General features: G+C 69.9%; 29 protein-coding genes. All 29 read right to left on the reverse strand.

The annotated features are described in order from the left end of the window. Positions 1 to 21 precede the first annotated feature (21 nt). Positions 22 to 1515 (reverse strand): hypothetical protein, encoded by a 1494-nt coding sequence (locus ACI6QG_RS10020; protein ID WP_407024410.1) that lies wholly within the window; start codon positions 1513 to 1515, stop codon positions 22 to 24. Further along, entirely contained in the window at positions 1512 to 2993 is a 1482-nt protein-coding gene (locus tag ACI6QG_RS10025; protein ID WP_407024411.1) for a phage portal protein, read from the reverse strand. Before ACI6QG_RS10025 ends, ACI6QG_RS10020 begins: the two co-directional genes overlap by 4 nt. Further along, positions 2993 to 3229 carry a phage head-tail joining protein gene (locus tag ACI6QG_RS10030; protein ID WP_407024412.1) on the reverse strand — a complete coding sequence of 79 codons (237 nt, stop codon included), beginning with the start codon at positions 3227 to 3229 and terminating at the stop codon, positions 2993 to 2995. Before ACI6QG_RS10030 ends, ACI6QG_RS10025 begins: the two co-directional genes overlap by 1 nt. Positions 3230 to 3242: 13 nt before the next feature. Next, positions 3243 to 5147: a phage terminase large subunit family protein gene (locus ACI6QG_RS10035; RefSeq protein ID WP_407024413.1), complete on the reverse strand. Its 1905-nt coding sequence runs from the start codon at positions 5145 to 5147 to the stop codon at positions 3243 to 3245. Between the two features lie 25 nt (positions 5148 to 5172). Beyond that, the gene (locus ACI6QG_RS10040) at positions 5173 to 5688 is read right to left on the reverse strand and encodes a MerR family transcriptional regulator (RefSeq protein ID WP_407024414.1); all 516 of its coding nucleotides are present in this window, start codon (positions 5686 to 5688) and stop codon (positions 5173 to 5175) included. A 42-nt stretch (positions 5689 to 5730) separates the two neighbouring features. Then, on the reverse strand, positions 5731 to 6012 hold the full coding sequence (locus tag ACI6QG_RS10045) for a hypothetical protein (protein WP_407024415.1): 282 nt from the start codon (positions 6010 to 6012) through the stop codon (positions 5731 to 5733). Then, a complete protein-coding gene (locus ACI6QG_RS10050) occupies positions 6012 to 6212 on the reverse strand; it encodes a hypothetical protein (protein ID WP_407024416.1) in 201 nt (66 codons plus the stop codon). The genes ACI6QG_RS10045 and ACI6QG_RS10050 overlap by 1 nt, the downstream gene beginning before the upstream one ends. Before the next feature lie 146 nt (positions 6213 to 6358). Continuing rightward, positions 6359 to 7216 carry a DUF3489 domain-containing protein gene (locus ACI6QG_RS10055; RefSeq protein WP_407024417.1) on the reverse strand — a complete coding sequence of 286 codons (858 nt, stop codon included), beginning with the start codon at positions 7214 to 7216 and terminating at the stop codon, positions 6359 to 6361. Between the two features lie 95 nt (positions 7217 to 7311). Continuing rightward, complete coding sequence (locus ACI6QG_RS10060) at positions 7312 to 7548, reverse strand: hypothetical protein (RefSeq protein WP_407024418.1); 237 nt, start codon at positions 7546 to 7548, stop codon at positions 7312 to 7314. A 100-nt stretch (positions 7549 to 7648) separates the two neighbouring features. Continuing rightward, positions 7649 to 8917 carry a site-specific DNA-methyltransferase gene (locus tag ACI6QG_RS10065; protein ID WP_407024419.1) on the reverse strand — a complete coding sequence of 423 codons (1269 nt, stop codon included), beginning with the start codon at positions 8915 to 8917 and terminating at the stop codon, positions 7649 to 7651. After that, complete coding sequence (locus ACI6QG_RS10070; protein WP_407024420.1) at positions 8907 to 10361, reverse strand: site-specific DNA-methyltransferase; 1455 nt, start codon at positions 10359 to 10361, stop codon at positions 8907 to 8909. Before ACI6QG_RS10070 ends, ACI6QG_RS10065 begins: the two co-directional genes overlap by 11 nt. Before the next feature lie 344 nt (positions 10362 to 10705). Continuing rightward, positions 10706 to 11131: a PIN-like domain-containing protein gene (locus tag ACI6QG_RS10075; RefSeq protein WP_407024421.1), complete on the reverse strand. Its 426-nt coding sequence runs from the start codon at positions 11129 to 11131 to the stop codon at positions 10706 to 10708. Next, the gene (locus ACI6QG_RS10080; protein ID WP_407024422.1) at positions 11128 to 11847 is read right to left on the reverse strand and encodes a hypothetical protein; all 720 of its coding nucleotides are present in this window, start codon (positions 11845 to 11847) and stop codon (positions 11128 to 11130) included. Before ACI6QG_RS10080 ends, ACI6QG_RS10075 begins: the two co-directional genes overlap by 4 nt. Before the next feature lie 22 nt (positions 11848 to 11869). Next, positions 11870 to 12466: a DUF6456 domain-containing protein gene (locus ACI6QG_RS10085; RefSeq protein WP_407024423.1), complete on the reverse strand. Its 597-nt coding sequence runs from the start codon at positions 12464 to 12466 to the stop codon at positions 11870 to 11872. Next, entirely contained in the window at positions 12456 to 12608 is a 153-nt protein-coding gene (locus ACI6QG_RS10090; protein ID WP_245903623.1) for a hypothetical protein, read from the reverse strand. Before ACI6QG_RS10090 ends, ACI6QG_RS10085 begins: the two co-directional genes overlap by 11 nt. A gap of 282 nt (positions 12609 to 12890) precedes the next feature. Continuing rightward, complete coding sequence (locus ACI6QG_RS10095; protein ID WP_407024424.1) at positions 12891 to 15209, reverse strand: bifunctional DNA primase/polymerase; 2319 nt, start codon at positions 15207 to 15209, stop codon at positions 12891 to 12893. Continuing rightward, on the reverse strand, positions 15206 to 15607 hold the full coding sequence (locus ACI6QG_RS10100; protein WP_407024425.1) for a MerR family transcriptional regulator: 402 nt from the start codon (positions 15605 to 15607) through the stop codon (positions 15206 to 15208). The genes ACI6QG_RS10095 and ACI6QG_RS10100 overlap by 4 nt, the downstream gene beginning before the upstream one ends. Beyond that, a complete protein-coding gene (locus tag ACI6QG_RS10105) occupies positions 15604 to 15855 on the reverse strand; it encodes a DUF6511 domain-containing protein (RefSeq protein ID WP_407024426.1) in 252 nt (83 codons plus the stop codon). Before ACI6QG_RS10105 ends, ACI6QG_RS10100 begins: the two co-directional genes overlap by 4 nt. Positions 15856 to 15953: 98 nt before the next feature. After that, positions 15954 to 17537 (reverse strand): DEAD/DEAH box helicase, encoded by a 1584-nt coding sequence (locus ACI6QG_RS10110; protein ID WP_407024427.1) that lies wholly within the window; start codon positions 17535 to 17537, stop codon positions 15954 to 15956. Further along, positions 17534 to 18634 (reverse strand): PD-(D/E)XK nuclease family protein, encoded by a 1101-nt coding sequence (locus ACI6QG_RS10115; protein WP_407024428.1) that lies wholly within the window; start codon positions 18632 to 18634, stop codon positions 17534 to 17536. The genes ACI6QG_RS10110 and ACI6QG_RS10115 overlap by 4 nt, the downstream gene beginning before the upstream one ends. Positions 18635 to 18692: 58 nt before the next feature. Further along, the gene (locus tag ACI6QG_RS10120) at positions 18693 to 19232 is read right to left on the reverse strand and encodes a DUF669 domain-containing protein (RefSeq protein ID WP_407024429.1); all 540 of its coding nucleotides are present in this window, start codon (positions 19230 to 19232) and stop codon (positions 18693 to 18695) included. Between the two features lie 3 nt (positions 19233 to 19235). Continuing rightward, positions 19236 to 20027: an ATP-binding protein gene (locus tag ACI6QG_RS10125; RefSeq protein ID WP_407024430.1), complete on the reverse strand. Its 792-nt coding sequence runs from the start codon at positions 20025 to 20027 to the stop codon at positions 19236 to 19238. Continuing rightward, entirely contained in the window at positions 20027 to 20215 is a 189-nt protein-coding gene (locus ACI6QG_RS10130; RefSeq protein ID WP_111399750.1) for a hypothetical protein, read from the reverse strand. Before ACI6QG_RS10130 ends, ACI6QG_RS10125 begins: the two co-directional genes overlap by 1 nt. After that, positions 20215 to 20781, reverse strand: coding sequence for a hypothetical protein (locus ACI6QG_RS10135; RefSeq protein ID WP_407024431.1), 567 nt, complete (start codon positions 20779 to 20781; stop codon positions 20215 to 20217). The genes ACI6QG_RS10130 and ACI6QG_RS10135 overlap by 1 nt, the downstream gene beginning before the upstream one ends. After that, positions 20778 to 20906, reverse strand: a complete 129-nt coding sequence (locus ACI6QG_RS10140; protein ID WP_407024432.1) for a hypothetical protein — start codon at positions 20904 to 20906, stop codon at positions 20778 to 20780. Before ACI6QG_RS10140 ends, ACI6QG_RS10135 begins: the two co-directional genes overlap by 4 nt. Beyond that, on the reverse strand, positions 20903 to 21328 hold the full coding sequence (locus ACI6QG_RS10145) for a hypothetical protein (RefSeq protein WP_407024433.1): 426 nt from the start codon (positions 21326 to 21328) through the stop codon (positions 20903 to 20905). Before ACI6QG_RS10145 ends, ACI6QG_RS10140 begins: the two co-directional genes overlap by 4 nt. 8 nt (positions 21329 to 21336) lie before the next feature. Next, positions 21337 to 21807 (reverse strand): hypothetical protein, encoded by a 471-nt coding sequence (locus ACI6QG_RS10150; RefSeq protein ID WP_407024434.1) that lies wholly within the window; start codon positions 21805 to 21807, stop codon positions 21337 to 21339. Further along, positions 21791 to 22510: a hypothetical protein gene (locus ACI6QG_RS10155; protein WP_407024435.1), complete on the reverse strand. Its 720-nt coding sequence runs from the start codon at positions 22508 to 22510 to the stop codon at positions 21791 to 21793. The genes ACI6QG_RS10150 and ACI6QG_RS10155 overlap by 17 nt, the downstream gene beginning before the upstream one ends. Continuing rightward, positions 22510 to 22740, reverse strand: a complete 231-nt coding sequence (locus ACI6QG_RS10160; protein ID WP_407024436.1) for a helix-turn-helix transcriptional regulator — start codon at positions 22738 to 22740, stop codon at positions 22510 to 22512. The genes ACI6QG_RS10155 and ACI6QG_RS10160 overlap by 1 nt, the downstream gene beginning before the upstream one ends. Positions 22741 to 22809: the final 69 nt, after the last annotated feature.

Below are 22809 nucleotides of genomic sequence, written 5' to 3' on the forward strand. Positions count from 1 at the left end.
ATGTGCTCCTGGGCGGCGCCGTTACGGCGCGGCGAAGCCCTGCGCGTTGATGTAGACCTGCGCGCCGGTGGTGATGCAGGCGACGTTCATCGCCGTGGCGGCGGTGCCGCGTAGCGGCGTCGGGAAGGTGATCTCGACCGGGGCCGCCATCGCCGCCGGCAGCAGCTGGCGCCAGATCACCGTGGCGCCGTCCTTGATCACCACCTCCGTTGCCACTGTCGCGTGTGCATTGCGGATATCGATCGAGGTCACGTAGTTCCGGATGCCGGCCGCCGCCGCCGCCCGGAGCACCACGTCGGTGGTGTTGATGATCCCACCCGCGGCAGCGGCGTACTGCCAGTCGGCTTCGGGGATCGCGTAGGGCTTGGTCACCAGCGCGCCGATCAGCGTCGCCAGGAGATCCACGCCGCGTGCCGTGGTGACGGCGACCGGGTTGGCCGAGTAGCCGGTGGCGGCCAGCACCGGCAGCGCACCGCTGGTGTTGCGGGCCTGGCCGCCCACCGGCGTGACGGACGGCGCGATGGTGCTTAGGACGTTCACGCCCAGCCCCTGGCCCGCAACCGACTGGCCGCGGCCGGCCGTGATTTCCGTCGTCAGCTCGGCATAGTCCGCGATGGTGACGAACTGGACCTTGATGTCCGTGTTCGAGGCGGGTGCGAGATTGCGCGAGACCGAGGCCCAGCCGGTGTTCAGGTAGGCGCCGGTGAAGGTCGAGCCGACCAGATCGAAGCTGTTCGCGTCGATCACCGTGATGGTGAAGGTCCCATTCGCGCCGGGGACGCCGGAGACATCAGCGACCGTGACCACGTCATTGGTGACAAAGCCATGCGCCGCGCGCGTGATGCGCACCGCGCCACCGCCATTGTTCGCCACCGCCGAGATGCCGCTAATGAACTGCCGGTTCCGCACGCGGATCCGAAAGCGATACAGCGCATTGGGTTCCGGAATCTGCTGGTGCCGGACATAGGAGTTCGAGCGCGCTGCCGTGGTGTCGAGCAGCCGGCCGTGGAAGTAGCATTCGTCGTTGGTCGGCTCGAGCTCCAGCACGGACCAGCCGGCCGGGGCCGTGGTCGGGATGGTGCTGCCGGAGGTGCTGCCGAGGCGCGGCGCGCCCTCGCTCTGGACTTCGTAATTCGCGAGCGTCGCGCTGGCCCCGTCCAGCCGCCAGGCCGCCGCGCTGCGGCCGTCCGGCTGCGCCGTGGTCGGATCGATGCTGACCAGCTCGAGCCAGACCGACTGGCCGACGATGCGCTGGCTCATGTTCACCGCCACCATGACCCGCAGCGGGATGGTGAAGGTGGTGCGGCTGGTGAGCGTCAGCTCATCGTCGAGCATGGTGCCGGTGGAGATGGTGACCGCGCCATCGGCCACGGTGTGGGTGATGCCGCCGCCGGTCGCCGCGATCTCCCACCGCGCCGGGTTGATCTCGGTACCGTTGAAGCTGTCGCGGAACTTCTTCTGCATGCTCTTGATCTTGAGCATGTCGTCGGTCCAGTCGTAGGCGCCTGCGATCATGGCTGTGCTCCTGGGGCAGGCTCGGCACGCGGCGAGGCGGCGCCGGTGGCGGCGATTTCGATGGCGGCGAGTTGCGCGGCGTCCTGGGCGGCGCCGGACTTCGCGACGCGGCGCGGATCGCTGTCGAGCGACAGGCCCGCCTCATCCAGCAGGGCATTGGCCTCGCGGATCATCTCGACCACCTGGCGGAAGTCGTAGCCGAAGGCGCCGACCGCCTCGGGCTGCGGCACGAAGCCGGCGCGGACCTGGGCGATCAGCGCCGTGGTGTCCTTCAGCGGGTCGATCATCTCGTGTGCTGGCGGGACGTGCGACAGGCCGTCCGGCACCTCGGCGCCCCACAGCCCGAGCAGCGCGCCCTGCGCATGGAAGCGATCGGCGATCGGCCGCACCAGCATCGGGATCAGCATGCCGTACTGGACCTGCTCGCAGAGGCGACGGAACTCGATCTTGCCGGCCCGAAGCGAGGAGTAGTTCGCCTGAGTCAGGTCGCCCGCGACCTGGTCATAGGTCAGGCCGGTGCCGACCGCGGAAGCCTCCAGCGCGCGCCGCGCGAAAGCAGCGTGCGATCCGCCGCCGGAGGGATTCACCACCTCCACGGACCCCATACCGCGGCGATAGAGGATCATGCCGGGCTCGAAGCTCTCGACGGTGCGGCCCTGCGCGTCGCGCAGCAGGCCCGACGCCGGGCCAGTCATGGCGTCATCGCCATCCTCGGAGACGACCGCGGCCAGGCAGGCCTCGATCTTGGCCTTCATCAGCAGCGCGGCCTCGTAATCCCCGAGATCGCGGAGGCGGGTCAGCACCGGGGCCAGCCAGGACACGTCGCGGAGTTGGCCGGGCCGGCGCTTGCGATAGATGTGCAGGACATCGCGGGCGGGGACGCGCTGGCTGCCCAGCCAAGTGGCACCGCCGGGCAAGACCCAGGACGCGCCCGGATGCACGCGGTGCAGCCAGTAGCCGACCGGCTCTCCGGCCTCGCCGAGCCCAATGCCCTGCAGGGTGGGGACGCCGTCGATGACGCCCTGACGTGCCGTGTCGAGGTGGTCGCTCTCCAGCACCTGGAGACGGAGCCCGATGGGATTCGCCGGCGTGATGTCGGCCGGCAGCAGCCGGACGAAACATTCGCCGCTTTCCACCACGGCGCGCATCACCAGCGCCTGGATGCCATAGAGGTCGAGCCTGCCCTCGGCGTCGCAGGCGGTGCTGTCAGACCAGCGCCGCCAGGCCTCGGCATGCGGCTTGTCCGGCCAGCGGGTGGTGATCCCCGCGCCGACGGCATTGCCAGTCCAGAGATCGACGATGCGGGCGGCGTAGGGGTCATTGCGGACTGCGTCACGGGCGCGGCGCGCCACGGTGGGTGCGGCTGCACCGACCTCGGCGGTCGCGCTGCCGCCGGACGCCGCCCAGGAGGAGGCGCGGCTATCTTGGGCTGCGGCATAGCCGCGGAACGCCTGCCAGGCATCGCGGAGACGCCCCATCACCTGGTTCCCTCGCGCGAGAAGCTGGCGAAGGTCGCGCTGGGCCGGCGTGCGGCGGCGTTCTCCGCGGCGTGCAGCACCGACAGCGCGCGGCCTAACTCATCCAGCGAGCGGTACTCCACTGTCCGGCCGTCGAAGGTTACGCGGGTCGTGCCGCCGGTGAAGGCGGCGGCCAGCACAGCCGCGCGGGTGCCAGCAGGTTGTGCCAGCGCCCAGGCGAGGACGGTCGGGTCCATGGTCGTCCTCCCTTCAGCGAAGCCAGCCCCTGCGCGGCGCGAGCCAGCCCCGCGGGCGCTGGCTGTCGGATGCGGCTGGCGCAGGTGGTGGCGACCGAGGAGCGACATTCCCAACGGCGGGAAGTTCGCTGGGCCGCAGCGGCGCATCTGCCGCCTCATCCCGCAGCCGCGCCCAGAATTGCTCGCCATAACGATCGGCGCCGAGCAGCCAGAGCGCGGCGCGCGCCAGCACGGCGCAGTCCAGCGCCTCGTTCCTCTCCCGCAGCTTTGCCCATTCCTGCCGGGCAAAACCGCGGCGGTCCTTCGTGGTGCGCAGCTGCTCCGCGACCAGCTGCTTCACCCACTCCACCTCGTTCGCGCGCGGCAGATGCACCCAGCCAGGCGGCCATTCCTCCGCGTCGCCGCGGCCGAGCCAGAGCCGGCGATAAAGATCGGCCTTCCAAGTGGAGACCGACACGGTCCATAGCTTGAGGCCGCGGCGGAGCTTCTGGCCATTGACCAGCGCGTCCACCGGCGTCGGGCCCTGCACGGGTTGCGCCCGGTTCCAGCCGTCGATGCCCTTGGTCGGCGCGATCCGCGGATCCCTCATGCGGCGCAGATGGCCATAGACGGCGGCGGTGTCGCGGCCGCCGGTGTCGACGCAGAGACGGGCAATGCGCATGGCGCCACCGCCGTGCCGCGGCCAGTCGCGCGCCAGCACCCCGGCGAGTTCATCCCAGGGCTCGCGATCTCGCGGGCTGCCCTGGATCACCACATGATCGACCAGCCAGGAGGAGAAGCCCTCCGCCCAGCCCCAGACGTCGCACTCGAGGCGATCGTCCTGCACATCCACGCCGGCCGTGAGCACCAGCGCACCGGTGGGCACGACGCCCATCGGAAAATCCTCGCGGCGTTCGACGAGCCGCTCCCAATCCGGCGCCTCGCCCTGCTCCTGCCAGGTCTCGCCGAGGACCGTGTTCCGAAAAGTCTTGATGTCCTCGGGCTTGCCCTGGGCGGCCTCCCAATCCCGGGCGATCTGTTCCCAGGACAGCCAGCCCACCGGCGAGTAGAGCGCCGAGATGTGGAAGCCGATGGTGTGCGGATCCTGGCCCTCGGCCGTCGCGCGCCACTCGCCGCCGCCCAGCATGGCGGTCTTGTCGTGCTCCTGCATGGGGTGGTCGCAGGCGGTGCAGTGGTACCGCGCCGTCTCCGGCGCACCCTTCTCCCAGATCAGCCGCTCGAAGCGCAGCCACTGCATCTCACCGCAGGCCGTGCACGGCACGAAGAACCGGCGCTGGTCGGAGGCCAAATACTCCCGCTCGATCCGGCTGCGGCCGGCGATGGTGGGCGTCGAGACCAGGAAGGCCTTGCGCCGCCAGCCGAAGGTGCGGGCGCGGGCCTCGGCGAGCGCAATCGGATCACCTTCGCCGGCGACATCGCCGGGATAGGCGTCCACTTCGTCGAGAAACAAGAACCGCGCCGTCATCGAGCGCAGGCCGACCGCGCTGTTCGCGCCGGTCAGCACCAGGATGCCGCCCGGGAATTCCTTGGACAGCATGGTGTTGCCGCTGTCGCGTGCGCGGGCCGGCGCCACCCGCTCCCGCAGCGCCGGTGTCTCCTCCAGCAGCGGGTCGATGCGCTGGCGGGAGAAGCGCTTGGCCAGTTCCACGGTCGGCTGCACCGCCAGCGCGGGGGCCGGCACGTGGTGCATGATGTAGCCGAGCCAGTTGTTTCCGCTTTCCGTGGCCCCGACCTGCGCGCCCTTCATGAACACGACGCGCCGTGCCGGATGCACCGCCGACAGCGCGTCCATCACGTCCTTGAGGTAGGGCGTGCGGCTGGTGCGCCAGGGGCCAGGCTCCGCCGAGGCGCGGCTGCCGAGCATGCGATGGCGCTCGGCCCATTCCGAGACGGTGAGCTGCGGCGGCGGGCGGAGCATGGCGCCGACGCGCCGGCGCACATGCTCACGGCTGCGAAGACCGGTCCCCTCCGAGGCCTGCTGGATCGAAGCGATCGGCCGCCTCCGTCAGCAGGTCGTTGATGTGGCTCTGCAGGATAGTCTGCAGCAGATGCGGATCGACGCTGATCTCGGCCGCGATCAGGCCAGACACGCGAGCGGGCCAGTTCAGCAGCGCGTCGCGCATGGTGCTGCCGATCTCGTCGAGCGCGGCATTGGCCTCGGTGACATCGACCAGGCGGCGCTTGGTCTCGTCCAGCGAAAGGCGCTGCGCCTCCACCTTCAGGGCGAGCTGCGCGACCTTCAGCCGGGCGAAGGGCGTGCCCTCGGCGCCGGCGCCATTCGCCAGGGGCGAGCGGACAGGATCGGCAGTCTCGGTCAGGCGGCGGCGGGTCTTGTCGATATCCCATTGGCCGTCCGGCTCGCGGGCGATGCGGCCTGCGCGCTCGGCCTTGTGGATGGCGGTGTCGCTGACACCGAGGCGGCGCGCGGCCTCGCGCGTGGAGGCGGTCAGTTCCGGCATGGCGGCGACCTCCCGCCGCGCGTGATGGCGATGCCGGCCTTGTCAGAGGGGACGAAGGGCGCGCTGGCGGGCGGCTTCAAAGGCGGTGATGGCAGCGGGCCAATCCAGCGCGGCGCCGTCGCCGAGCATCTGCACCGGCGTGAGCGCCACGCGGCGGCGCGACCAGTGGTTTCCGTCCAGCGTGGCGAGCCATCCCGCCAGCCCCTGCGCGGCAAGTGCCGCGGCGGCGGCTTCGACCTCGGCCTCGCTCGGCGGTGCGGCGCGGCCCATGGTCACGTGCCGCCCGTCCTGCGCCAGGATGATCCAGCGTCGCTCGGAGGGCATCAGCCCTCCTCCTTCTCGGTCTGCCAGGTGGCGTACTCCACCGTGGCGAAGATCCCGCGCCCGTCGCTGGCGGTGCAGACCTGGATTGTCGCGCGGCCCACGCTGTCCGTGCTGCGCGGCGCGGTGGCGAGGAGCTGCTGCCAGGCGGCTCGGCCCTGCGGGCCTTCGGCGGTCAGGTGCGAGAGGATGGTGGTGCTCATGGTCGTCTCCGTCTCGGCGGGGCGGGATGCCCTGCGCGTGACGGACGATTCGCGCTGTGTCGGAGTGCAGCCAACTCGATAAGGCGCCGGGAATCTGATTGATTCCCGGCGCTCCTGATGATGGTCGATGCAGTGGCTGGGAGGTGTCACTCCGCCAGGGCGTAGATGGTGAAGGAGCCCTTCGCCCCAGTCTTGTTGGGGCCGACCATCCGCTCCCGCGACTTCACCTCCACTGCGTGGCCCTTCTTCTTCAGTCCGGCGAAGAAGCCGCGGACCGTGTGCTGCGCCCAGCCCGTCGCCTCGGCGATCTGCGCGACCGTGGCGCCCTCGGGCCGGCGCAGCATGGCCAGTACCTGCTCCTGCTTGGTGCCCTCGCGCGGCTTGCGCGGCGCGTTGGCGTCCCGCGGGCCGCGGGCGGGCGTGCCAGCGAGGAGGGCGCGCAGGGCCTCCATCGGCGCGTCGAGGGCGCCGATCATGTCGCCCTCACGGTTCGCCTCGTCATCCCAGGCGGCCAGCACCGCCGCGGCGGCATTGCGCAGGCTGGCGCGGGGCGTGCCGGCGCGTGCCGCGAGGGCCAGGTCGAGCATGGCGATTTCCTCCGCCAGGGGCGCGGTCTGGGCGGCTTCGGGCGGCGGGGCGTCGTCACCCTGCGGCGCCGAGCCCTCCGCGCCCGTCGGCGCCGTGTCGGGCACGCTGCCCTCGATGCCGGAGCAGTCGGGCTCGCCGGCCCCCGCGTCGCCCTCGTTCGGGTCAATACCGATGGCGCGCAGCCCCTCGTCGGTGATGCGCGCCACGATCCAGGTGCCGTCCTCATCCTGGCGCCAGCCCAGCCCGACATGCTCCCGCGGCGCGTTGATCTCGGTGAGCAGGTTGTTCTTGATCAGGCTGCGGAACACCGCGTTGCGGGCCGCGGCCGGCAGGGTCTTCGGCGCGCGGGCGAGGCCCATCTCGTGCTGCGCGGCGGCGCTGAGAATCACGCGCTGGCTGTCGGAAAGCTTGGTCATCGTGGTGGTCTCCGGTTCCGGGTGCCGGTCATCGGCCCCTACTGCCGGGAGCCCCGCCGGCGTCGCCGGTCGGGGCGGTGCGGGAGTGACCCGCGTCAGAGGGCGTATTCGCCGCGGCAGAAATGCTGGTCCGCGATGTCCTTCAGCTTCGCGGTGGCATCCGAAAGCCAGGCCGCTTCGCCCCAGAGCACCGTTTCGGGGTCCGCGCCGAAATGGTCCGCGCTGGCCTGGGTGAGTTCCGCGAGGAGGGCGTCGAACTCGGCCTTCTTCGCGAGGAAGGCGGCCAGGCTGCGTTCCTGGTTGCGGGCGGCGCGGGCTTCGCGGTCGGTCATGGTTGTCTCCGTCGTGGTGCAGGGCGGGGTGCTCTGCGTGTGACGGACCATTCGCGCTGTGCCGCGCACGAGCCAAGCAAGATGCAGCGGCGCGGAATTGCTATGTTTCGGCGGTCTGGATCACATCATGATCGACGATGCCGCGCGCCGCGGCGACATCGGCAAAGATGCGATCATCGCCTTCCAGCACGGCCGCTTCGCCGGTCGTCTCCTGCCAGCGACGGACGATCACATCGGCGTAGGCGGGATCGATCTCCAGCAGCACGGCGCGCCGCCCTGTGCGCTCCGCCGCAATCATGGTCGTGCCCGACCCGCCGAAGCAGTCCAGCACCGTGTCGCGCGGCTTGCTGCTGTTGCGGATGGCGCGCTCCACCAACGCCACCGGCTTCATGGTGGGATGCAGGTCATTCCGCGCCGGCTTGTCGAAGTGCCAGACATTCCCCTGGTCGCGCGCGCCGCACCAGTAGTGCTGCGCGCCGGCCTTCCAGCCGTAGAGCATCGCCTCGAACTGCTGGTGGTAGTCGGCGCGGCCGAGCGCGAAGGTGTTCTTCGCCCAAATGATGGTGCTGGACCATTTGCCGCCCGCCTCCTGCCAGACGCGATGCAGCGTCGGCCATTCGGAGGAGGACATGCAGACGTAGCAGGCGCCCTTTGTGACCGAGAGCAGGTTGGCCAGCGCGGGGCGGAGGAACTCCGGGAAGCCGCCGCCGAGCGCGTCGTTGGCGATGGTCATCTTGGCCGCGGTGCCGCCCTCGTAAGCCACGTTGTAGGGCGGATCGACGAAACCCATGTCGGCGAGGTGGCCAGCGCCGAGCGCGCGCTGCACGTCCTCGATCCTGGTGGCGTCGCCGCACAGCAGACGATGCTCGCCGCAGCGCCAGAGGTCGCCGGTCCGGGTGACCGGCACCACGGGCGGCGGCGGCGCCTCGTCCGCATCATCGCCGAGGCCGGCATTGGCTGCGGCCAGCAGCCGGTCTAGTTCCATGCCAGAGAAGCCAAGCACGTCCAGGTCGACCACCGCCTCGTCGCGGATGCGCGCGATCTCGGCGGCCAGCAGCGCCTCGTCCCAGCCGGAATTCAGGGCGATCTGGTTGTCGGCCAGGCGGAGGGCACGCGCCTGCGCGGGGGAGAGATGGCCGAGCCGGAGCACCGGCACGGATGCGAGCCCGAGCTGCTTCGCGGCCATGACGCGACCGTGGCCGGCGATGAGCACGCCCTCGACGTCGACCAGCACCGGGTTCACGAAGCCGAACTCGGCGATGGAGGCGGCGATCTGCGCGACCTGTGCCGGCGAATGCGTGCGCGCGTTCTCGGCATAGGGGACGAGGGACGCGACCGGGAGAGCGGAAACGATGAGATCAGGCAGCATTCGCGGTGACCTCCTGCCTCGCCGCGGCGACCGCGTCGTAATCGCGCCCGTCATCGGCCAGCGTCACCGGCATGTCCGGATGCAGCATCCGCCACCGCGCCACGGCCAGGTCGACATAGGCCGGCGCAAGCTCGATCGCCCGCACGCGGCGACTGGTGCGCTGGCCGGCGATGATGGTGGTGCCGGCGCCAGCGAAGGGCTCGAACACCACGTCGCCCTCATCGGCATAGGCCCGCATCAGGAAGTCCGGCAGGGCGACGGGGAACACCGCGGGATGCTCCGTCTCGATGCCGCGAGCCTTGTGCCGCGTGATGCGCAGCACGTTGTCCGGGATCCTGGTCTCCTGCACGCCCTGGCCGGCATGCTGCCATTCGCCGACGGTGCCGTCCTTGGCGCGGAGGCCACCCTTCTCCGAGTTGACGTGCCCCGCCCAGCGGCAGGGGATGATCTTGTTCGGGCGGCGGGCCTCGCGATTGAAGTGGAACAGGAGCTCGAAGGCGGGCGACAGCCGCCCGTTCCAGTCGCCGGGCAGGCCAGGCCCCTGGTCCCAGGTGTAGAGACCGAACCGGCGCCAGCCGCGGGCGCGCATCCAGTCCAGCCAGCCGGCCCAATAGGGCTGCCATTCATTGTCGCGATGGATGAGCCCGAGGTTCACCAGCACCTGGCCGTCCGGCCGCATGGCCGCTTCGAGATGCTGGAACACGCCCTGCATCAGGGCATCCCAATCCGTGACGCCGCCGGTGGTGTAGTCCCGCTGGTTGCCGTAGGGCGGGGAGGTGAAGAGCAGCGCGGCGCGGTCCTCGCCCATGACGCGCGCCACTGAGGCGGCGTCGGTGCTGTCGCCGCAGAGCAAGCGATGATCGCCCAGCAGCCAGAGATCGCCCGGTCGGGTGACGGCCTGGCGCGGCGGCTCCGGATCTGCATCGGCGGGGTCGTCCGCCGGCTCCTCCGCATCCGCCGCGCCTGCCGCACCGCCCCCCTCGGCGGGATCCGCGGACAGAGCCTCGGGCGCGTCGCCGTCGGACACGGCATCTCCAGCCGCCGCGAGGATGTCCGCGAGCTCATCCGCCGAAAAGCCGAGCGCCCCGAGGTCGATGTCCGGCACCGCCTGCACTGCGGCGAGCGCATCACGCAGCATCGCCTGGTCCCAGGTCGCGTTCTCCGCGATGCGATTATCGGCGAGCCGCAGCGCCTCCTTCTGCGCCGCAGACAGGTGCCGCAGCACGATCACCGGCACCTTGGCCATGCCGATCGCCGTCGCGGCCTCGAGGCGACCATGGCCGGCGATCAGCACGCCTTCCTCGTCCACCAGCAGCGGATTGGTGAACCCGAAGGCCAGCATGCTGGCCTTGATCTGCTCCAGCTGCTCGGGGCTGTGCACACGCGCGTTGCCAGCATGCGGGCGCAGCTCCGCCACCGGACGCAGCAGGATCTTCGCCGCCATCCAGGGGAGCGTCATGATGCCATCCGGTTTGCAGGTGGTTTGCAGGGCCGCGGCGCGGCGTCGGTTTGCAGCTAACGATTTGAAGCCGTGGCGGAAGGCTGCAAACCGCAACCCATATTTTCGGCCTGGCGCTAGCGATGTTGCGCGCTTCCGCCCCCCGCATACAGCGGGGCCAGGAAGGACCCTGCGGCTCCAAAGCCACTGTGGCTGATCAGCGGGCGAGTGGCTCAGGAGCCACCGGCAGCAGCCGCAATTCAACGACTGTCGAGAGATTACCCGATGTGAGTTTCAGGCATCAACGCGACATTCTTTCGCTGCTGTACGTTTGTTTTCGCTGTCGATGCTCAGAATGGCTTCAACGCCTTGGGCTTCATGGACCACGGGCACTGCCACAGCAAACCTGGCGCTGACGCGGAGACGGTGGTGATCCATGCCGTCCACCAGAGCAGCGACATGTGGGCTCGATCCCACATAGAGGCATGGCTCCAATTACCTCGGAGGACGACGCCGATGCATCCCGTGTCAGTAAAGGCAGCACGCTCATGCAGCTTTGTGCGCATCGACTTGTCGCTGGTGATCAGCGCCGCCCGAGCGTGTGACCCGTCGGCAACTTTTTGGATCAGCGGGACGTCCAGCGTGCCCTTGCCCACAAGGTCCAGTGCATGCAGCACTTCGAGAGGGTCTGCTGAACCGGCTGTTTCAGCCTCGGCGATGAGCTTGACCGCATGCGCGACGACACGCGGCGTATTCTCGTCGAAGACTAGCCTCACGCGGCGAGAGGCAGCGCCGCGTCGACGCCGAGTGTGAAACGGACAGCCTCCTCGACTCCGGAGGCATCGGTCTCGTAGAACGCAGCGACCTTGGCTGCATTACCCTTCTCAGCACGCCAGGCGTCGAACAGAGCCTCTGCCGGCGCCCCACTGGTATCCTCGATTGGTCGTCCGAAAGCGCGACGTGGATCCACAACAATGCGCCGGAAGCGGGCATCAGGCACCCAGCGGCGGGGAGCGTCACCATCGTACTCAACGCTCGCGATGAAGCTGTTGGCGAGCACGTCATAGATCGCGAAGTTGTCACCAACGAGGTCATAGAGCGCTAGGTCGCCGGTCTCCTGCTGTGCTTCGGCAAATATCCTGCGGCCATCGGTGTGAATGCGCCGCACAGCGAAGGGATGCTCGGTGTTCAGGACGCGCCGGGCGGTCTCGGCGGCCGTTCGGATGGCCTTCCAGCTGGGCGAGCGGCCCTGGCGTTCAGCCGCCTGGACGATTCGACCCAGGAAAGCGACCTCGAGAAGATCAAGAAAGCCGAGGGCAAGCTCACCATCACGCAGCGCATGCTGCCTGCGCAGCACGGGGGCGGCCTGCGCCTTGCCCTTGCGCTGCGCATATCCCTGAAGCCAGCCGCGGATCTGCCGTGGCGGCACGCGCGTGAGGCGAGCTGCGTCAGGAACGCTGTAAATGCCGAGTGATGCTGAAATGGCGTTCAAGAGCTCCTCCTCCCCTCGGACCCTAGCATAGGGCCTGTCGAACTGGAATCGGCGGTGTCAGGTCTTTCCGCCCTGCCGCCCGCCCCCGCCTGACCAGTCCATAGTGGGCCGCAAGCACGCTGAGCGCCGCCACCAGCATCCCCTGCGCCTGGGTCGCCGGCACCGTCCTGCCGCCCCAGCCCTGCCGCATCGCCCATTCCCGGACCGAGCATTCGAGGCCGACAACGTGCCAAACGCAGCTCCCGGCGGCGCTGTCCGAGCCGCCGAGCACATCCATGGCGGATGCCACCCTGTCCCTTGCCGCGATCTGCTGTTCCGTGATGCAGTCGCCTCCGCCGCCTACAATCCGGATCATCGGCATAGCGCGCAGGCCGTCCAGCATGGCGGCGCGGAACTGCCGACGGAACATCCCGCCCGCCTCGAGCATCTCGGCGGTGATGGTGCCGTTGGCCTGCATGGCGCCCAGCGTGTCCACGGCGCGGCGATGCTGCACGGGGCTGCCCGTCTCGGGATCCGCGTCTCGGATCGGCTCGCCGAAGCCACCGTGCTGCAGCCGCCACTTCGACGGGCCCATCGATTCCTTCTGCTTCGAGGTCTTTGCCTTCCGCTTACCGGCCATGAGTCTTCTCCTGCTGCCGGGGGCCCCAACGGCGCACGGCTTCGTTCTGGATTGCCTGGCGCAGCCAGGGATCGGTGATGTCCTCGAGGTGCAGCGAGACGACGCCCTGCTGCAGCCAGACGCGGCGGCGCAGCATTTCCATCTCAGGCACGGTGGTTGCGCTGCGGCTTCCGCGGTCGAGGGACGAGCGGGGCGGCAACGGTGCGCCAGGCATGCTCATGCCTGCCTCCCCCGACCGAGCTTTTGAAGAGTGGTGAAGAGTCGAGGGGGCAGGAGGGGGCTAACTATCTGATCAATATAACTGTTCAATTCTTCAAACTCTTCAAAGGGTCTCTCTCCCCCGCACCCCCGCCCGGGCGTCTGCATACGCCCGCGTGAAAAGTTGAATTGTTGAAGAGTCCCGTTTTCTGCGGGTTTGCGCGCGTCATGCAGCATCACTCTTCAAGCCCTCCTGCGGTTCGGTGGCGATGATCCAGCTGGTGCCCGGGCCCGACGCGTTCTGCGTGACCTCGATCGCGATCTGCTTGCTGTCGAGCAGCGTGGCGATGGCGTCCTCCCGCTCGGCCTTCGAGAGGAACTGCGTCTTCCGGACGAAGGCGCTGCGGCTGATCCGGCCGGCCTTGCGGATCACCTCCAGGACCTTCTTGATGCGGGAATGCGCCGGCGTGTCGGCGACGAGACGCTCTGCTTCGCGCAGCAACGTGCCGATGCAGTGCTCGACCAGCGCCGAGGCCCAGGTGACGTCGCGGGCCTCGGTGATGGGCCGGGCGGGATCACGACTGACCGCGGCGATCATCGCCAGCTTCGCCGCGTTCTCCGCGTATCGGCCGAATAGGGCAGTGGCGTAGGTGCCACGGTGCGACCGCAGGAGGTCGGTGGCTTCGCGGCGGACGCGAGCCATGGCCGCCTCGGCATCCGCGGTCAGCGGCACGGTGTAGGCATGGATCGGCGCCGAGGATTCCATGGCATCGGCGATGTTCCCGCCATGGCTGTGGCCGGGCACGCCGCGGGCGATCCCCTGCAAGGCGGTCACCAGGTCGGCCGGCGGATCCATCGGCGCCGGGGTCTCATTGCGCTCCGGGTAGTCGTCGTCCGTCAGGAAGACCAGGAAGCGCGCGATGGAGCCGTCCGCCAACGCGCCACCTTCCAGCGCCATCCACAGCGGGCCCGGAACGGTGACACCCCAGATGCAGGCGCAGGGCTGCTCGATTGTGACGCGCGGCCGCGCCTTCTGGTCGGCGTATTCGGCGCCGATGTAGGGCTCGGCGGCTGAGGTGTAGAGCTTCGTCAGCTCCGACCAGATGGCCGCTTTATGGGCTGGGGCGCGCGCATTCAGGACCAGCTTCAGGAACTGGCCGAATTCATCGACCTGGAACAGGCGGGCGGGATGGCGCTGCAAGGAGGTGAGCAGGCCGGCCGAGGAGGCCAGATCCTCGCCGCCGAGGTATCGGTCGAGGCCAGCGGCATAAATGGCGCGTTTTGCGCAGCGCCGCGCATGGTCCTTGCCGCCGCCACTGTCGGCGATGCCGATCGCATAGAGGTTGCTGCGCAGGTCGGTCGGCGTGCGATACCGGCGGCCGGCAATGGCGCCGACCAGACAGATAGCGGCACCCAGCGAGAGGAAAGGCTGCGGGCTGACGGCGCTGGCCGTGGCGTAGTCCAGGAACAGCTTCAGCGTGCCATCCACCTGCAGCAGCTCGGGCGGGACGCGATACGGCTTCGGCGGCGGTGCGATCGGCAGCGGCGCGACCGCGACCTTCGCCAGTAGCCCCGCCGCGGGATGCGGCTGTGCAGCCTGCTCGGCAGCCGTGCCGTTCAGCGTCAGAGCGGGATCCGGCACCCAGCCGCGCTGTTCGGCCAGCCAGTAGATTTTCCCCGCGCCGACGCTGTGCGGCCGCAGCGAGGCCCAGCGCCGCTCCGGTGTATCTGACCGACCCGACTGGCCCGATTTCCCGGACCGCCGCGACCAGTCGAGCCAGAGATCCCGACCCTCCTCGCCAATCGCGGCCTTGATCGCCGCGCCGACCGTGATCCACTCGTTGCCCGGCAGGTCGTCGTTCGGCAGCCAAGCCAGCGCCGCGGCGATCGCGTCCCGCGTGCCCTTCGGGTCGCTGGGGCCACGCCAGGTGCTGGTGGGCGCGTCCGCGAGGATCGAGTTGACCCGAACCTCGTCGGGGACGAGCTGCCAGGCAGCGTCCAGGAAGGCCGTGCAGCCGGCCTCGTCCACGACCGGCAGCCGGGACAGCGGCAGTTCCGCCAGGCTGTCCTCCGGCCACTCATAGGGGCGGCCGGTTTCAGGGTGCACCGCATAGGCGACGAATTGCTGACCGTGCGCCAACAGCTCGAGGGGATGGCGCTTCCGGCCTGCGAAGAGCGTGGCGGCGCGATAGACCAGCAGCCGCTTCGGGGCACGGCCGATGCGGAGGCAGGGCGTGTCGCCCAGCATGGAGGTGGCGAGTTCGGCGATCTGGATGGCCAGAGCTCCATCCAGGATATCGATGTCGATGCCCACCACCGCGCCGGTGGCGATGCCGACGCCGCATCCGGGCCAACGGCGCCAGATGTCCACCTCGAAGGATTTCGTCGGCCGGTCGCAGTGACGCGCCCAATCGGGATAGGGCGACCATTCCCCGCCCGTGAAGCGTCCCGGCACCTTGGTGCCCGGCATGATGGGGATGATGGGATAGCCATTGTCGACCAGGCGCTCGCCGTAGTCCGCCATGAAGGAGGGAGCATCCGTCATTCGCCACCTCCTTCCTGCGCGGCAATGGCCGCGTCGCAGGCGCGCTCCAGGCGCAGGATTTCGGGATAGAGGGCGGCCATCTGGCGTGCGGCGCGTTCGAGCGCCTGGCGCGCCCGCTCCAGCTCGGCGTGGATTCCGCGCGCGGGGCCACGAATGTCCGATGCGAGGTCGCCAAGGTGGTGCGCAGCCCTGGCCCAGGGCGGTTGCTTCGCGCGTGGACGATACGGCTTGCGCGGCGCCGGAGCGCTCTTGGTCGCGAGCCCGGCCCGGACCTTGTCGATGTCCCAGGCGCCATTCGGCTCACGCGCGATCCGTCCGGCGCGTTCCGCCTTCTGGATCGCGGTGTGCGAGATGCCGAGCCGGCGCGCGACCTCCCGGGCCGAGGTGACGCCGCTCATGGGCGGCCACCCGCAGCGAGCGGCGGCGCCGAATGGCGACCCTGATCCAGCAGGCGCGCGAGCTCGTCCTGGTAGGCGGTGATGATCACCTCCAGCAGCGTCAGCCATTCCGCCTCGGTCAGCACTGCAAGGTCGGTCTTGCCGATGCTCTCCAGGTATTCGCCCGCCATGGGGCTGGCCGCCGCGATCGCGGCGATCTCGTGCTCGTCAGGATCAACCACGCCCCACCTCCGGCAGAGCGCATTCATGCAGCGGATGGAACAGGCGGGCAGCGGCTCGCTGGTCCGCACGCGCGGGTCGAACCAACCGAAGCCGCGGGCGGTGCGGAGACGACATGCTGCGCATCTCACACGAACCTCGCGGCGGCGATTTCGGTGTACTGGCCGGCCGGCCGCACCTGGATCGCGATCGGGCGACGCAGCTGGTCCAGCTGCTCCAGCGCGGCATCGACGGTCGCGGGGGGCGGCAGATTACCGGCACGCCGCCGCCACCAGCCCACCGCCTTGTCGCGCGGAAAGCCGGTATGCTCGAAGCAGACCCATTCGCTGTGCCGCGCGAGGCCGCATTCATAGGTGACGCGCAGCGAGGCGGGCTTCCCGGGCTTGTCGTGGCGCGCGTAGGTGATGCCGGTCACGTCGCACCAGGCCGCCTGGATCTGCGTCGAGAGCAGCGCGTTCGACGCCGCCTGCGGTGCGACCTTCACCACGGGCGGCGGGAACTCGTGATCACACTCGATGCAGTGCCGCGCGCTGGCGTGGTTGATGGTCTGGCACTCGGGGCACACCTTGATTGGCGCCTCGCCATCGCCGGCAGGTTCCTTCTTCCGGCCGTCCACCGTGTCGATCGGGCCGTGCCGCGCCGTGTTGCCGGCGAAGTCCAGCACGAGGCAGTCGTCCTTACCCTCGGCGAGGCGTGTGCCGCGGCCGACCATCTGGACGTAGAGGCCCACGCTCTTCGTGGGGCGCAGCAGCGCGATGAGATCGGTGCCGGGCGCGTCAAAGCCAGTGGTCAGGACATTGGCGTTCGTGACGCAGCGCAGCCGGCCGGCCTTGAACGCCGCCAGGATTCCGTCCCGCTCCGGCCCCGGCGTGTCGCCGGTCACTGTCTCGGCGGAAATGCCATGCTCGCGGACGGCGTCGCGGACATGGCGCGCGTGCGCCACGCCGGAGCAGAACACCAACCACGAGCCCCGGCCCTGGCCGTGCTGGACGATCTCCGCCACAGCGGCGCGCGTGACCTCGTCGCGATCAACCGCCGCCTCGAGGTCTTTGGCGATGAATTCGCCACCACGGGTGCCGACGCCGCCGACGTCGAGCTGCGTCGAGGTCTGCTTGGGGACGACGGGGCAGAGATAGCCCTGCTGGATCATCTCCAGCACCGGCACGTCGAAGGCGATGTCGGTGAAGAGCCGGTCCTTCCCCTCGTGGAGCATGCCGCTGTCGAGCCGATAGGGGGTGGCTGTGAAGCCGACCACCTTCAGCAGCCCGGCATTGATCTCGTTCAGCTGCGCCAGGAAGGAGCGGTACATGCCGCTGTCGCCACGCCCAAGCAGGTGCGCCTCATCGATCAGCACGAGGTCGCAACGCTGCACCTGCCGCGCATGGCGGTGGATGGACTGGATGCCGGCGAACAGGATCTGCGCGTGGATGTCGCGGCGAGACAGCCCGGCCGAGTAGATGCCGGCTGGCGCCTCTGGCCAGGCCCGCAGCATGGCCATGAAGTTCTGCTGGATCAGCTCCTTCACGTGGGTGAGGATCAGCACCCGCGTGTCGCCATAGGCGGCGATCGCCTCGCGCGTGAAGCCCGCGATGCAGAGGCTCTTGCCCGTGCCGGTCGGCATCACGACCAGCGGGTTGCCGCTGCTGGCCGAGAAGTAGTCGTACAGCGCCTCGATGGCGGCGCGCTGGTACGGGCGGAGGGAGAGGGTCATGCTGCCACCCCCATCGCCACAGCGTCGACCTTGCTGAGCCAGCGCCCGCCCGTCTCGCAGCCGGTGCAGATCAGCTCAGCGATGTGCGGCCCCTTGCCCGGCCTGACCCGATAGATCGTGGCGTGACAGATCCGGCACGGCAGGTGCGAGACGATGTCCGGCGGCGTCGCGGCCGCCACGCCGTCACGCCATACGGTGCCATCCGGCAGCCGATAGCTGACCCAATCCTCCCCGGCGTCGATCTGCTCCGCGGCCACGAAATCCGGCAGATAGAGATGCGCCGCGCAGCCTGCCTCCTGGTCGCGCCGGCCGAGAGGGGCGTGGTGGCGCGCGCAATGCCAGTCGCCACCCTGCGCGGGCGAGGCGTGCAGGCAGGACCGGCAATGCCGCTCCGGCGCCGCGCCGGCATGACAGACGGTGTGGTGGTCGCAGAAGCGGCACTGCCACCAGGCGGGATCCTGGCTGATGCGGGCCGGGGGCCGGGCCGCGCCAATGATCCGCTCGGCCTTGGCCAGGATGCGCAGGCCCGCCTCGGCATCGTGGCGGATGCGCTCCTGGTAGAGCTCGTCCGTGTCCTTGCAGACCGCCAGGTAGAAGGCCCGGTCGAGGCCGGCGAGATGCATGTAGGCCTGCATCTGCGCCCAGTGCAGCGGCTTGGAGGCGGCGACGCCCTCGGCCTTCAGCTTGGCGAAGGACTTGGTGCTGTGGGTCTTGAACTCGCAGACGTGCCAGGTCGCCGGCGCCTCGGGCAGGCCGATCGCCACTGCGTCCATGCTGCCGCCGAAGTGGCCGGAGGCATCGCGCAAGTTCCACTGGCGTCCCGATGCGGGATCCAGGTCCAGGACCGTCACGCCGATGCGGCGCAGGTCGGCGACGAAGCGGGCCTCGGCCAGATTGCCGGTGTCGAACAGCCGCAGCAGCCGGCCGGTGTGGCGCGCACGCGTGGCCCAGCGGAAGGAATACCAGATGGCCCGCTCGCATTCGGTGCCGATCAGCGAGGCGCCGAGATGTGCGCGATAGCCGTTGTCCGCTGCCGCCTCATAGGCTGCGTAGATGGCGGTGACGGTGGGACATGCGGGCGGAGGAAGGGCAGCCATGGCCTGATCCTGGTTCGAGGGAGGGAGGCCGGCAGGCAGGCGGCCTGCCGGCAGATGATCAGGCATTGCGGCGCCAGGGCGGGGTCGCTGCCGCGCCGGTGCGCGCAGCGGGCGGAGGTGCCGCGGCGGCCGGGCGGGGCCCCGGGGTGGCAGGGCGCGGGGCGGTGGCGGTGGCCGCGCCGGCATTGGCCGCCGAGTACCCGGCCACCTTGTTCCGCGCCTCGCGGTAGACGCCGTACTTGTCGTTGCCGGCCGGCTCGACCTTCAGCGTCACGATCAGCGCCTTGAAGTGCAGCTGCTCGCTGTCGCTGACATGCACCTGGCCGACCGCGTGGCAGATGGCAGACAGAGTGCGCTGCGCGATCTCCACCGTCTGTTCGTTGCGGTTCACCAGGTTCAGCTGGTCGAAGATCTTCCGGCGCGCCGAGGGGCCTTCCAGCACCTCGAATACCAGCTTGAGCAGCTGCCCATCGCCGGCCTTCGTCGGCAGCATCTCGCTCTCGATAAGATGCGCGAGGTACTTGCCGGGCGGCAGCACCTCGAGCGGGACGGCGGGGGCGACTTCCGTCGCGTCAAAGGTTCCGTTGAGGGATGCCATGGGTCAGCTCCGGGCTTCGGTGGTGGAGGCGGGGGCGGCGCTGGGCGGCGTCGCGTAGAAGGGGATGCCGGCAGCGAGCTCGGGCCAGGACAGCGGCAGCGTCTCGGCCAGGCCGAAGCGGTTCTTCGCGAGGAAGGCCGGGCGCTCGGCGGTGTGCAGCAGGCGATCGCCGCCGCTGACGCCGCGGACCACCTTCTTGTTGAAGCCCACGTCCGACTTCAGCGTGCTGACCCGGTAGTTCGCGAAGAGCACAGCATCGACATGCTCCTGCACCAGGGCGGAGGCGCTACGATGCAGCTTGGGCTGATACCGGTCGTAGGGTTCGGTCTCAGGGCTATCGAAGCGCCGGATCTCGGCATGCGCGATCAGGATCACGCCCATGCCGCGCTCGTCGCGCAGCGCGTTCACGCCGTCGAGGAAGCTGCGCCAGGTATCCAGTGCGGCGAGATACCCCTTGCCGTAGCCGAAGGACTCGATGTCCGGCTGGTTGTGCGTCTGCGCCGTGTGCTGCCAGACCAACGGTTCCAGCCAGTCGAGGCTGTCCACCACCAGCGTCTCGAAGTCGTGCGCCTCGGTGTAGAGGCTGCCGAGCGCCTCCATCACCGCGTCGAAGCTGCGCAGCACGCCGAAGGTGGAGGCGCTGATCGTGCCCAGCCCGTCCTCGGTCTGAACGACCACCGGCCGCGGCGCGGAGGTCGCGAAGAGCGTCTTTCCAACGCCGGCCACGCCATAGGTGAGCAGCCGTGGCGGGCGCGCGTCGCCACCACGCCGCAGGGATGCGAGGGAGATCGCCATCAGTTCGCCTCCTGCTTCGCGGCGCGCGGCTTGGCCTTGATGACGTCGACCTTGATGTCGCCACCGGCGCGCGCGACGACCTCGGTGAAGCTGTCGAGCGTCGGCTCGAAGGCGGCGACATCCTTCGCGCGGGCGACGGCATCGCCCTGCAGCGGGATGACGACCTGAATGCGGAGTTCGTGCGCCATCACGCGGCGTCCTTCTTTTCGAGGGTGTAGGAGGGGCGGCCGGTGGCGACGGTGCGTGCCGGCTCGAACACCGCACGAATGCGCGGGGGCCAGGCCGTGAAGCGGCTTTCCGGGACGCGGATCTCGGTGGTGACGTAGTCCGCGGGGTCCTCGCCCCACGCCACGATGGTGGCGGCCGCCGCGACCAGCTTGGGCTGGTCCCAAGCCGCCTTCTTCGGGAGATGGGCGACGACCTCGAATGCGTCATCCGCGATGCGGACACGGCCGGTGTCCTTGCCCTCGGCGCGACGGGCCGCGGCGGCGGGGGCGCCATAGCGGGCGTGCAGCGCGTCGTGCAGCAGGTCGGCGAGGTGCTTGGCGTCGGCCTTGAGCGCCCCGACCTCTTCCAGCAGCAGCGCCAGATGATCGACGGGCAGGCGGGCGGCCTGCGCGGCGTCCATCTCGCGCAGCTGCGCCAGAGTGGTTCGGTTGGTCATGGTGGTCCCGTTCAACGAGGTGACGCCCGGCTGGATGGGCGATGCAGGCGGCCGGGCGGGCGCGGGCATCGGCATGGGGGTGGCGCTCATGGGATGGTCGCCAGCTCGGCGAGCCAGAGGAGCGCGATGAAGCCGCCGGCCAGCAGCGCGCCGCCGGCAAGGTTTCGGAGCGCTTCGCCGATGGCGTGCACGCGACGGACCGTGCGCGGGCTCATGGCGTCACCTCGGCGATGGCGTCTTGCGGCGGCAGCGGGCCTTCCTCAGCCTGGCGCGCGCGGTGGGCACGCTCGCGATCGGCATCGGGCTCTGTGCAGCGCACGCTGCGGCGCGCGATCTCGATCCAGACGTGGAGCGGCAGCACCACCATCGGCGTGGCCCGATCGCGCCAGAGGAACAGCGCGTCGTTGCCACCGAGCCAGCGCTCCAGCGTCTTGAAGCCATCGCCCTCGGCGCGGGCCTTGACCTCTGCCTTCACCGGCTCCGAGCCGCGGACGTACAGGTCGACGTCGGCGCCGTTGCCGCGGTACCGGACGGCGCCGGAGAGCGGCACGCGCTCCGCGTGGATGCCGCACTTCAGATGGGTTTCAACGATGGCGCGCTCGCGGCGCAGGCCCTTGTCGCGTGAGGATTTGCCCATGGCCGGCCTCACGCCGCCTGCCGGTGGGTCTGCATGATCCGCCCGAGGCGGCGCAGCAAGCCGCCACGGCGAATGCAGTCGCCACCATGGTCGATGAGGTACTTCCCGGCCTCGTCGATCTCCTGCGGCAGCAGGTGGCTGGGCAGCAGCGGCACGAAGGCGTTGCGGCTGGGGACGAAGACCTCGCCGCGGCCGATCTGCTCGACGGTAGCCCGCGCATCCTGCGGGAACATCTCCATCTGCTCGGCGCGCAACCCCTCGGCGTGGTCGGCGCTTTCGGCGCTGCGCTTAAGGTCGTCGCGGATCAGCTTGTTCAGCGCGGTCGAGAGCACGACGGCGAACAGCTGATCATCCTGGCGGATGGTCTCGGATGCGCTGCGGACGATCTCGCCCACGATGGCGGGGACGTTGCCGCGGTGGTGGACGCTGATGCGGGCTTCGCGGATCAGCGTCCGCATGCGGTCATGCGGTGTGGTCATGTTCATTCTCCAGGGCGTTGATCCAGAGCGGCAGCCGCTGCAGCGCCTCGCGGGCCTCGCCGCGCAGATCGGCAAGCAGGGAGCGCGGGCTGCGGCCGGCGAGCGATACGAAGTCGGTGGGCAGCGTCGCCACGGTGAGGACGGCGGCCGTCCAGTCGGCCCAGTCGGCGCCGATGGGGGTGACCTTCGGCGGCTCGGGCGCGGGGGACGGGCGCTTGGTGCGGGGGGGCGGCGGGCCGAGGGTGGCGTGCACGGCATCGCGCACGGCGCCGCGCAGCCCGGTCATGGTCGGCGGCGCGCCGTCGGCGCGGGACTGCGCGAAGTAGGCCTCCATCGCGGCGCGCCCCGCGGCCTGGGCCTGCTCCTCGCGACCGCCAGCCAGTTCCTCGTAGCGGTGTGCCGTGCTGGTGGAGATGCCGGCATCTGCCAGGGCCTGGGCCTTCGAAGTTCCCAGCAGTGGGAACTTCGACCCACCGCCTGAGCCGCCATGGTCTGCGCGTTCCAGTTCCCGGCTCAGCTCACCGATGCGAACGCAGGCGCGCAGGTGGATCTCGCGCACCCAGACCTCGAGGTCGCGGTCGTCACGTTGGCGGGCATAGGCGGCGAGCGCCGAAGCCTTGTCGCGGATCTCCGATGCCTCATCGATGCGGGCGCATTCGGCCAGCGCGGTGCGGGCCTGCTCGTAGCGGACCAGCGCGGGCATCAGGCGGTCACCGCGGCCGGGATGCCGGCATGGGGCGACTGCGGGCTGCTGGTGGCGTCGCGGGTCTGCGCCGCCTCGAAGGCCTCAATATCCTCGAGGCGATAGGCGACGCGGCCGCCCAGCTTTAGGAAGGCGGGCCCCTGGCCGAGCCAGCGCCAGCGCTCCAACGTGCGGGGGCTGAGGCACCAGCGGCGCGCCACCTCCGTCTGCGTCAGATGCTTCACTGTCATCGGTGCTTCCCTCGCGCTGGTTCGAACAACCGCGGGGAAGATCGCTTCAGGACAGGGAGAAGAAGGAGG

This window comes from Sabulicella flocculans (assembly GCF_045449635.1).
In the GTDB taxonomy this organism is placed as follows: Bacteria; Pseudomonadota; Alphaproteobacteria; order Acetobacterales; family Acetobacteraceae; genus Roseococcus.